Annotated in this window: 7 protein-coding genes and 1 pseudogene; 6 read left to right on the top strand and 2 right to left on the bottom strand. The window is 72.6% G+C overall.

The annotated features are described in order from the left end of the window. Positions 1-77 precede the first annotated feature (77 nt). The 4 genes from ACFW2E_RS30330 (at position 78) to asnB (ending at position 6869) form a co-directional block, all read left to right on the top strand. On the top strand, positions 78-2453 hold the full coding sequence (locus ACFW2E_RS30330) for a thioester reductase domain-containing protein (protein ID WP_384470267.1): 2376 nt from the start codon (positions 78-80) through the stop codon (positions 2451-2453). Continuing rightward, positions 2450-3586 carry an alpha/beta hydrolase gene (locus tag ACFW2E_RS30325; RefSeq protein WP_384470266.1) on the top strand — a complete coding sequence of 379 codons (1137 nt, stop codon included), beginning with the start codon at positions 2450-2452 and terminating at the stop codon, positions 3584-3586. Before ACFW2E_RS30330 ends, ACFW2E_RS30325 begins: the two co-directional genes overlap by 4 nt. Before the next feature lie 62 nt (positions 3587-3648). Continuing rightward, on the top strand, positions 3649-4428 hold the full coding sequence (locus tag ACFW2E_RS30320; protein WP_384470265.1) for an alpha/beta fold hydrolase: 780 nt from the start codon (positions 3649-3651) through the stop codon (positions 4426-4428). Between the two features lie 599 nt (positions 4429-5027). Further along, complete coding sequence (asnB, locus tag ACFW2E_RS30315; RefSeq protein ID WP_384470264.1) at positions 5028-6869, top strand: asparagine synthase (glutamine-hydrolyzing); 1842 nt, start codon at positions 5028-5030, stop codon at positions 6867-6869. A 28-nt stretch (positions 6870-6897) separates the two neighbouring features. On the opposite strand, the gene ACFW2E_RS30310 is transcribed toward asnB, so the two are convergent. Together ACFW2E_RS30310 and ACFW2E_RS30305 are read right to left on the bottom strand one after the other, a co-directional pair. Continuing rightward, positions 6898-7410 carry a DUF4232 domain-containing protein gene (locus ACFW2E_RS30310; protein WP_384470263.1) on the bottom strand — a complete coding sequence of 171 codons (513 nt, stop codon included), beginning with the start codon at positions 7408-7410 and terminating at the stop codon, positions 6898-6900. Positions 7411-7512: 102 nt separating this feature from the next. Further along, a complete protein-coding gene (locus ACFW2E_RS30305; RefSeq protein ID WP_384470268.1) occupies positions 7513-9096 on the bottom strand; it encodes an alpha/beta hydrolase in 1584 nt (527 codons plus the stop codon). Between the two features lie 272 nt (positions 9097-9368). Here ACFW2E_RS30305 and ACFW2E_RS30300 point away from each other — a divergent pair, with 272 nt between their 5' ends. Together ACFW2E_RS30300 and ACFW2E_RS30295 are read left to right on the top strand one after the other, a co-directional pair. Further along, positions 9369-10010 (top strand): chaplin, encoded by a 642-nt coding sequence (locus tag ACFW2E_RS30300; protein ID WP_384470262.1) that lies wholly within the window; start codon positions 9369-9371, stop codon positions 10008-10010. A 225-nt stretch (positions 10011-10235) separates the two neighbouring features. Next, positions 10236-10820: pseudogene (locus tag ACFW2E_RS30295) on the top strand (GNAT family N-acetyltransferase); the annotation flags it as partial. Positions 10821-10872: the final 52 nt, after the last annotated feature.

Below are 10872 nucleotides of genomic sequence, written 5' to 3'. Positions count from 1 at the left end.
CACGGACCCATTCGGCGTGGGACTGACGTGTGCGAGAGCTGTGAGCGACAGGACAGTGCACTACGAGAAGGGATCTGATGCGTGATCTGAACGACGACGCCGGCCGGCGTGCCACCGCCGAGTCCATCGAGCGGGGCGGCGGCCTCAGCGTGAACGACCTGCTGGCCAGGGTGCAGACCGCGGCGAACGCGGCGGCGCCGGCCGCGCCGGTCCGGGACGTGGAGGGTCTCGCGGCCACGATCGCCGCGGCGGCGGGCCGCTATCTGCCCTCCGGCCGGCTCGCGCCGGACGCGGACTTCTTCGACGCGGGAGGTACGTCCGTCCACGCGGTGGAACTCGTCGCCGAGCTGGAGGGCGAGCTGGGCATCGAGGTCGACCTGGATGACGTCTTCGCCGACGCACGGCCGGTCAGCCTGGCCGGGCGCTGGCTGCCGGTGATCGTGGGCGCGTCGGCGGCGTCGGCCGCCGCGGAGGCGCGGCCGACCGGGCCGGAGACCGGCTTCGGCGCGGCACCCGCCCAGGCCTTCGACGCTCCGGTTCCCGCCGTCCTCCCCGTGCCGGCACCCCGCACCCCACGGGCGGTGCTCGGCACCCCCCGGCCCACCGCCGACCGCCACTCCCGGGCCCGCCAGGAGGACCTCGACCAGATCCTCGCCGACCTCGCCCTCGCCGACCGGCTCCCCTTCACCGACGTGCCCGAGCCGCTGCCGCCGCGCAGGATCCTGCTCACCGGCGCGACCGGGTTCCTCGGCAGCCACATGCTGCTCGACCTGCTGCGGCACAGCGACGCCCACGTCTCCTGCCTGGTCCGCGCGGAGGACGAGGAGGCGGCCACCGCCCGGCTCGGCGAGCAGTTGCGCAGCTACCGGCTGCCCTGGTCCTCGGAGGTGCGGCGCCGGGTGACCGTGCTGCCCGGCGACATCCGCCGCCCGCGCCTCGGCCTGTCCGACGAGCGGTGGCACACCCTCGCGCACGAACTCGACAGTGTCGTCGGCGTGGCCGCGGCCGTGGACTTCCTGCGCGGCTACCAGTCGCTGCGCGGCAGCAACGTCCTCGGCACGCTGACCCTGGCCGAGCTCGCGGCGACCGGCCGCCCCAAGCCGCTGCACCACATCTCCTCGATCGCGGTGTTCAACGAGGTCGGCATCACCTCGATGGGCGAGGACGACCCGCTGGCCCACGTCGACCGCCTCGTCTCCGGCTACGACCAGTCCAAGTGGGCCGCCGAGGTGGCGCTGCGCCGGGCCCGCGACCACGGCCTGGTCGTCACCGCCCTGCGGCCCGGCGGGATCGGCGGCCACACCAAGACCGGCGCCTACAACCCGCTCGACCTCAGCAGCGGACTGATCTCGGCCTTCGGCCGCTTCCGCACCGTACCGGCGTTCCGCTACCTCAACGCGGCCCCGGTCGACTGGGTGAGCCGGGTCGCGGTCGCCGCCGTCTGCGAGCCGGACGCCTGGGGCTTCGACTACAACCTGACCGGCGTCCCCAACACCCTCGACGACGTCGTCGCCGACATGGCGCTCGGCGGCATGCACGTGCGCGTCCAGGACTGGGACGAGTGGCGCGCGGACGCCCTGACCCGGCTCGAGGCCGAACCGATACCCGAACTGTCCTTCCTCGGCCGGGTGCTGCAGAGCCCCACCGCCCTGAAACTGGTCGAGGCCACGCTGAAGGGCCCCGTGGCCGGCGGCGAGCGCACCGACGCCCTCGTGGCGGCCCTCGGCCTGCCGCCCGCGACCCGCTACGACGCCCGCGCACAGCAGCGCACGTTCGAGAAGCTCGCCGACGACGGCCTGGCCCGGCTGCCCCACAAGGACGACCAGCCCTACCTGTGGTTCACCGAGACGACGAAGGGCACCGTGGGGCCGGTCGGTGCCGCCGCCGAGACGCCCTGCTCGATGGCGCTCACCCTCTCCATCGCGAGCATGTACCAGCTGGTCAAGGAGCGCCGGGTCGACGTCACCGGCGCGGTGACGTGCGCCGCGATCCACCCCGAGCCGCTCACCGTCGAGCGCGGCGACGTCTGGATCCGCCCCGAGGAGGGCATCCCGCAGCGCCACGGCCTGCGGCACCAGCTCCTGCGCTACCGGCTGCGGCTGCGCGACGCCGACGGCGGGCAGTGGTGGCTGGAGGGCCGCAAGTACGCTCGCGCCCGCCGGGACCTGTGGCGGCAGACCCGCGCCCTGACCGTCGAGATCGGCCGCGAGGGCGAGGCCGCCAGCCTGCTCGGCGAGGTCGTCGTACCCGCCGACTCCTACGTCCGCGACCAGATCGACGGCATCAAGGTCGACCCGCGCCTCACCGGCCAGGAGAAGCGGGCCGCCAAGCTGACCTGGCTCGCCTGGTTCGGCCTGGAGATGGGCCGTGGACTGATCGGCCCGTTCGCCCGGGCCGCCGCGGACCTCCTCGACCTGCGTCGCACTCCCACCTTCACGGAGCCCAACCGATGATCTTCAAGGCCACGACCCCCCGTACCCGGCCGGCGCTCCGCAAGGTACGGACCACCGCCGCCCTGCGGCCCCTGCGCCACCGCCTCGACCCCGCCCGCGTCGAGGAGATCCCCTTCCGCACGACCGACGGTGTCCGCCTCGGCCTGACCCGGGTGGACACCGGCGACACCGGCCGGCCCGCCGTGCTGCTCCTGCACGGGCACACGGCGTCCGCCGACATGTTCCTGCTGCCCGAGACCCGCAACCTGGTCGACGTCCTGCTCGACGACGGCTACGAGCCGTGGCTGCTCGACTGGCGCGGCAGCTGCCGGCTGCCGTACAACGAGACCGGCGGCAGGTACACGTACGACGACGTGGCCCTGTACGACATCCCGCAGGCCGTTTCCCACATCCGCGAACGCATCGGCGACCGGCCGCTGTTCGTGGTGGCCCACTGCATCGGCTCGCTCACCCTGTCGCTGAGCCTTACGGCGGGTCTGGTGCCGGGTCTCGCCGGAGTCGTGTCCCAGGGCGTGTTCCTGACGCCGAAGCTCGCGGGACGCACCTCGCTGCGCATGTCCGTCGCCGGAGAACTGCTCAAGACCCGGATCGACCACATTCCGGTCGACTTCCGCAAGGTGGGCCTGTGGTCCCGGTACACGCCCCTGTTCGCCCTGGCCTCCCGGAAGGCGAGCTGCCCCGACCCGACCTGCCAGATCCTGCACAACTCGGCCTGGGGCACGGGCGCCTCGCTGTTCGTGCACGAGCACCTCGCCCCGGCGACCCACGACCGGCTCGCGGAGCTCCTGGGCCCCGCCCCGCTGTGGATCCTGCCGCACCTGCGCCGGATCGAACTGGCCCGCAGCGTGGTGCGCTGGCACGACACCGACCACCGCTACCGGGCGCTGCCGCCCAACGCGCTGGACGCCGCGGGCCGCATCGACACCCCGGTCATGCTGCTGGCGGGCAGCGAGAACGGGCTGTGGCTGGACTCGCAGCGGCTCTGCCACGAGGTGCTGGGACACCGGCAGCCGCAGCTGGACGTGTCGTACACCGAGATCCCCGGATACGGTCACCTCGACACCTTCCTTGGCCGGGGCGCCGCCCTCGACGTGTTCGGGCACATCCTCGAATTCCTCGGCGGACGACGGTGACGGGGGAGGGGGCGGCCGGATACCGTACCGGTCAGTAACCGGACCGTGTTCAGGAGGCCTCCATGCCGCAGCTCGAAGTCGACGGCGCCGCGTTGACGTACGACGACGAGGGCCCCCGTGACGGTGACGGCGTGCCCCTGGTGTTCGTCCACGGCTGGACCGCCAACCGGCACCGCTGGGACCACCAGATGGCGCACTTCGCCGAGCGGCGGCGGGTGATCCGGCTGGATCTGCGCGGGCACGGCGACAGCGGCGGGGCGGGGGTGCGCACGATCGCGGAGCTGGCCAAGGACGTCCTCGCCCTGCTCGACCACCTGAAGGTCGAGCGCTTCGTCCTGGTCGGCCACTCCATGGGCGGGATGATCTCCCAGACGATCGCCCTGTCCCACCCCGAGCGCGTCGAGCGCATGGTCCTGGTCAACTCGATCAGCCGGATGACCTACAGCCGTGGCCGGGGCCTGCTGATGGGCGCGTCGACCCTCGTGCCCTTCAAGCTGTTCGTCGCCGCCAACATCCAGCGGGCCTTCGCGCCGGGCTACCCGCGCGAGGAGGTCCGGGAGTACATCCGCGCCTCCGCGGACACACCGCGCGAGGTCGTCATGACGCTGTACGGCGCCATGCGGGCGTTCGACGTCCTCGACCGGGTCGGTGAGATCCGCACACCCACCCTGCTGATCCACGGCTATCACGACATCCAGCTGCCGGTGAAGCAGATGCTCAGGATGGCCAAGGCCTACCCGGACGCCGTCGTGCGCATCATCGACGCCGGCCACGAGCTGCCGGTGGAGAAGCCGGCGGAGCTGACCGCGGCCCTGGACGGGTTCGTGACGGCCCGCGCCTGACTGCCATGACGCAGGGCCGGACGGCACCTCGGCCGGCCTTGCGGCGCAAGCGCCGTCGCGCCGCCGGCGCAACCGAGGGCCGTATTGGAGATCAGCAGAGCCATGCCCCCGGCGCTGCCGGGGCTCGGCCGGACGTCCAGGACCGGGAGCAGTCCCGCCAGAGGCAGGCGACGCGGTCGTTCTCCCGGATCACCGTCGGACCCCGGGCGGACACCCGCCGCCCGCAGGGCGGAAGAGGAGTTCCATCCACGCAGGGCCGCGTGCCGGCGCCGGCCGTCGAAGGAGACGGCCCACCGCCGGTCCGATGCCGCACCGGGGCCGGTCCGTGCGGGGAAGTCTTTGCCCGTGGCCGGTTCCCGGTGGGTCCGGCCCGGCACGGCGGCGATCCGTGTATCTCGCACGAGCAAAAAGCGGCCGAAAGGGTCGCAGACGTCGGCCGTTCAGGTTACGGCCGCGTTGACCGCCTCCGGCGTCTGGCACACGCTCGACATATGGGTGCCGGGTGCAACTGGTTCGGCGGGCATCCCGTCCCCACCCGTGAAAGCACAGGTGAGAGGCGAGCCAGGCGCTGCCGCCGAGCCTGAGGCTGGAGGTAGGGCATGTGCGGCATCACCGGCTGGGTCTCCTTCGACCGCGAGCTGCGCAACGAGGCCACTGCCTTGGACGCGATGACCGAGACCATGGCGTGCCGGGGCCCCGACGACCGCGGCACATGGGCCGAGGGGCCGGCCGCCCTCGGTCACCGCAGACTCGCGATCATCGACCTGCCGGGCGGTCGGCAGCCCATGACCGCCGAGACACCGGACGGCACCGTCGCACTGGTCTACTCGGGGGAGACCTACAACTTCACCGAACTCCGTCGCGAACTGGCCGACCGGGGCCACCCCTTCACGACCGACTCCGACACCGAGGTCGTGCTGCGCGGCTACCTCGAATGGGGCGACACCCTCGCCGAGCGCCTCAACGGCATGTACGCCTTCGCCGTCTGGGACGGCCGCCACGACAAGCTCGTGATGATCCGCGACCGCATGGGCATCAAGCCCTTCTACTGCTTCCCCACCCCCGACGGCGTCCTGTTCGGCTCCGAACCCAAGGCGATCCTCGCCAATCCGCTGGCCCCGGCCAAGGTGGGCCTGGACGGACTGCGCGAGCTCTTCTCCATGGTCAAGACCCCCGGGCACGCGGTGTGGGAGGGCATGCGCGAGGTCGAGCCCGGGACCGTGGTCACCGTCGACCGCACCGGGATGCGCAGCCGCGCCTACTGGAGTCTCGACACCAGGCCGCACCCCGACGACCGCGACACCACCGTCGCCACCGTGCGCTCGCTCCTGGACGACATCGTGGGCCGCCAGCTGGTGGCCGACGTCCCGCGCTGCACCCTGCTCTCCGGCGGCCTCGACTCCTCCGCCCTCACCGCGATCGCCGCCCGGCGGCTCGCCGAGCACGGCGAGAAGGTCCGCAGCTTCGCCGTCGACTTCGCAGGCCAGAGCGACCACTTCGTCGCCGACGAACTGCGCGGCACCCCGGACACCCCCTTCGTGCACGACGTGGCACGCCTCGCCCGCACCGACCACCAGGACATCGTCCTCGACGCGCGGACCCTGGCCGACCCCGAGGTACGGGCGAGGGTGATCCGGGCCCGGGACCTGCCCATGGGCTTCGGAGACATGGACGCCTCGCTCCTGCTGCTGTTCCGGGCCGTCCGCGACCAGTCCACGGTCGCCCTGTCCGGGGAGTCCGCCGACGAGGTCTTCGGCGGCTACCTGCAGTTCTTCGACGAGGAGGCCCGCAACGCCGACACCTTCCCCTGGCTGGCGATGGCCGCCCGGCACTTCGGCGAGGACAGCAACGTCCTGCGGCCCGACCTCGCCAAGACCCTGGACCTGGAGTCGTACGTCGCCGACGGATACCGCACCGCCGTCTCGGGCATCCGCCGCCTCGACGGCGAGAGCGACTTCGAGTACCGGATGCGGCGGATCTGCCACCTCCACCTGACCCGCTTCGTCCGCCTCCTGCTCGACCGCAAGGACCGGATGAGCATGGCTGTCGGCCTCGAGGTCCGGGTGCCGTACTGCGACCACCGGCTCGTCGAGTACGTGTACAACGCGCCCTGGTCCCTGAAGTCCTTCGACGGCCGTGAGAAGAGCCTGCTCAGGGAGGCGACGGCGGATGTCATCCCGCGCTCCGTGTACGACCGGGTCAAGAGCCCCTACCCGTCCACCCAGGACCCCCGCTACGGACTCGCCCTCCAGGAGCAGGCCAAGGACCTCCTCGACCGCACCGACCACCCGGTCTTCGGCATCGTGGACCGCGACAAGGTCCACCGGGCCGCCCACCGCGACACCCCCGTGAGCACCCAGGCGGCCCGGCACGGCCTGGAGCGTACTCTCGACCTGGCCGTGTGGCTGGACCTGTACAGCCCCGATCTGGCCGTCGGCTGAGCCGACGGCCCTGCCCCGGATCCGTTCGTCAGCCGATCCCGAGCGCCCGGTCGGCGGCCGCGGCCGTCGGCTGCCACCACGTCGTCACGGGCTCCCACACCCGGATGGTGTCCTTCGTGCCCAGAGCGGCCCAGGTGAAGGAGAGCCCCCAGTGGGACGGGTCCGCGGCCACGGTGAGGGTGTCCACCCGGCGGGTCTCGGGGTCGGCCGGGTCGGCGATCGTGCGCACGGTCGCGTAGGCGGTCGCGCCGGTGCCGAGCCGGTACGCCCCGCCGCCCCGGGCCGGCTGCGGCAGGGCAGCGCCGTCGAGGTCCCCGAAGGTGACCGTGGGGGCGTGGTCGACGGTGCACGCACGGCTGCCGAGATTGGTGACGCTCACCCGTACCACGGTGGGATCGGCGGTCGAGGCCCGTGCCCGGACGGACAGGTACTTCTCCGGGCAGGTCCCGGCCCTGGCCTGCGGTGCGGCGCCGCTCTGCGGCGCGGCGAGCAGCAGGGCCAGGGCGGCGACCGGAACGGCGACGGTGGCACGGAGGTGCATCACGGGTTCCCCTGTTCGCTCACATACGGGTACGGCGGGCCGAGGCGCCTGTGCCCAGTGTGACCGCCGGACCGGCGACACGCCGTACCGGAACCATGCCGGTCACCCGCCCGTGACGGTCCTGTCCGGTCCGCACGAGCTCCCGCTCGGCGGCAGGGAGCCGTACAGCAGGAAGTCGTCGACCTTGCGGTGCACGCACTTCGAGGAGGAGTACCCCGTGTGCCCCTCGCTCCTGTTGTCGAGCACCACGGCCGACGGGCCGAGCCGTGCGGCGGTCTCCGTGGTCCAGCGGTACGGCGTGGCGGGGTCGCCGCGCGTTCCCACCAGGAGCATCCCCGGCGTGTCGAGGTTCTTCACTTCGGTGCGGACGAAGTCGGTGCCCTTGGGCCGGCCGTAGCACATCAGCACCTCGGTGAGCCGGTACTCGCCGAAGACGGGCGACGCCTGCTCGTACTCGCTCCGGAGCCGCCGCAGGTCCTTGGCGATCTGCCGGTCCGTGGGCCGGTCCGGGTCGTCGGCGCAGTTCACCGCGATCAGCGCGGCCGCCAGGTTGTCCGTCGGGACGTCCCCGGGGTCGACGAGCCCGCCACCACCGTGTGCGCGAGGCGGTGCCATGGTGCCGTACGCGAGGTTCTCGGCCCCCCGCGTGTCGCCGTCGTCGACCAGGGAGGCCAGGGCGCGCTCCAGCGACGGCCACCGGGCCTTGCTGTAGAGGCCCTGCCCGATGGCGCTCACCAGGTCCTGGCCGGTGAACTTCCCGCCGAAGTCCCTGGGCACCGGGTTCTCGTCGAGCGAGCGCACCAGTCGTACGACCTGTTCCCCGGCCAGGCGGCGGTCCTGCCCGAACGGGCAGCCGATGTCCGTCACACACCAGTCGAGGAAGTCGTCCAGGGCCGTCTGCTGCCCCTCGGCGCCCACCACCCCCTGTTCGGCCAGCGACTCGGTCAGCGTGTCCACGCCGTCCAGCGCCATCCGGCCGACCTTGTCGGGAAACTGCGCCGCGTAGACCGCGCCGAGCCTGCTGCCGTAGGAGAAGCCGAGGTAGTTGAGCTTCCTGTCGCCGAGGGCCTGGCGTATGACGTCCATGTCCCGGGCGGTGTTCACGGTGCCTATGTGGGGAAGTACGGGGCCGGAGCGCTCGGTGCACTCGGCCGCCACCTTCCGCAGCCAGGAGAGCATGGCCCGCGGGTCCGTGAGGTCCGCGCCCCCCTCCGTCGGTTCCGAGGTCGTGGTGGCGCCCTCGCCGCAGCTGACCGGCGACGACCGGCCGACGCCTCGCGGATCGAAGGTGACGACGTCGTATCCGTTGGTCAGGCCCATGAAGTCCTTGCCGCCGGCCGCGAGTTCGGTGACGCCCGACACGCCGGGGCCGCCGAAGTTCAGCAGGACGGATCCTCGCGACTTCCCGGTCGCACGGTAGCGGGCGAGAGCCACGTCGAGCGTGCCCGAGCCGGGCTTCGCGTAGTCGAGCGGGACCGTGACCTTGCCGCACTCCATGTCCTCGGGCATGCGCTCGCCCCCGCAGCGCGACCACGTGATCTTCTGGTGGTAGAAGCGGGACAGGCCGGGCCGGGGCGCGGCGTCGGACGCCGCCGCGGGCAGCCCTGCCCCGAGCAGGGCCAGGGTGACGGCTCCGGCTCCCGCGCAGCGCCGCAGAGCGGGCCGCGTGGACGGATTGGCCGGCATCGATGCCTCCAGGGACGTCATGCTGCGGACCGGGGACAGCGGCCCTCGCTCACGATAGGCGGGCTCCGGAAGGCCCGCCTCCGGGCGAGCGGGCGGGGGCGCAGTGTCGTACCATCCGCACGCTCGGTGATCTTTCGACGGTTTTACGACTGGTTCGATAACCCTGCCACTCGATGGGGTGAAAGGCGGATAAGCCATAACTCGGATGGTTCGCCTGCGTTTACTCCGGTGCGGGCGAGTGCCCGCGACCATGTCTGGAAGGCAGGGAACCTATGAGACGGGTGACCCGAAACGGTGTGATCGCCGTCGCCGCCGCCTCCGGCGCGATGGCCGTGGTGGTGCCGGCGTACGCCGACTCGGCGGCGGACGGCTACACGGCGGACTCGCCCGGGCTGATCTCCGGCAACACCGTCCAGCTCCCGGTGCACGTGCCGGTGAACGTGTGCGGGAACACCGTGAACGTGGTGGGACTCCTCGATCCCGCCGCGGGAAACGCGTGCGCCGACGAGGGCGGCGGCGCGACCGGAGCGGGGGCCACATCCCCCGGCGGGGCGACCGCGCACGGCGACGGAAAGGATTCGCCGGGCGTGCTCTCCGGCAACGGCCTTCAGCTCCCCGTGCACGTGCCGGTGAACGTGAGCGGGAACAGCGTGAACGTGGTCGGCGTGGGCAACACGGCGACCGGCAACACGTCCGTGAACACCCCGGCCGAGCACCCCCCCACCCCGACGCCGCCCGTCCCGCCCAGGGCGGCACACCCCACCCCGCCGGCGCACCGCCCGCAGGCACCCGCCCCGGCCGCCCTGGCCCACACCGGAACGGACCTGACCGCGCCCGCCATCGCGGGCGGAGCCGCGTTCCTGATCACCGGCACCGTCCTGTACCGGCGGTTCCGCCCGCGGCCGGAGCGCTGACCCCGGCCGGCCACGGAAGCCCCCGCCGGGCACGGGACGATGGGGCCTGCGTCGGCCGGCGAACCGGTGCGGCGGCCCGGGAACCTCGTGAACAGGCCTGCCGAGACGTCCTGTTGACGACTCCTACGGCTCGATCCCGGCGTGGCGCATCCGGGGATGATCCGGAAGGATGCTGTGGGCGCGGTCGGTCACCGCGCCCACCCAGCCATGGAATGGAGCGCACCCATGACCCTTCCGGCCCCGGCCCCCCAGGACCTCGTCATCACGCGGGCCACCCTCCAGGACTGGCCGGTGATCAGCGGGTGGGCGGCCGCCGAGGGCTGGAACCCCGGGCTGTCCGACGGCCCGGCCTTCTTCGCACAGGACCCGGACGGCTTCTTCCTCGGCCGGATCGACGGCGAGCCGGTCTCGGCCGTCTCCGTCGTCAACTACGGCTCCGACTACGCCTTCCTCGGCTGCTATCTGGTCCGCCCCGGCCTGCGCGGCCAGGGTCATGGCATCACCACCTGGAAGACCGCGCTGGCGCACGCCGGGAACCGCACCGTCGGCCTGGACGGAGTCGTCGCCCAGCAGGACAACTACCGCCAGTCCGGCTTCCAACTAGCCCACCGCACCATCCGGTTCGCCGGAACGGCTCCCGACGCGGGACCCGCCCCGGGCGTCCGTCCCGCGGATCCCGCCGACCTGGCGGCCATCACCGCTTACGACAGCGCCTGTTACCCGGCCGACCGGCCCCGCTTCCTCGCCGAATGGCTGACGGGCGCCGGCCACCGGACCTTGGTGCGCCACACAGGCGCACCGCCGGCCGGGTAAGGGGTGATACGCCCCGGCCACCCAAGCCTGAGCAAAGGCCCGCGGTTTG

The organism is Streptomyces sp. NPDC058964 (genome assembly GCF_042741275.1).
GTDB lineage: Bacteria > Actinomycetota > Actinomycetes > Streptomycetales > Streptomycetaceae > Streptomyces.
The sequence above is the reverse complement of the archived record's forward strand: the minus strand, read 5'-3'. Positions and strand labels throughout refer to the sequence as shown.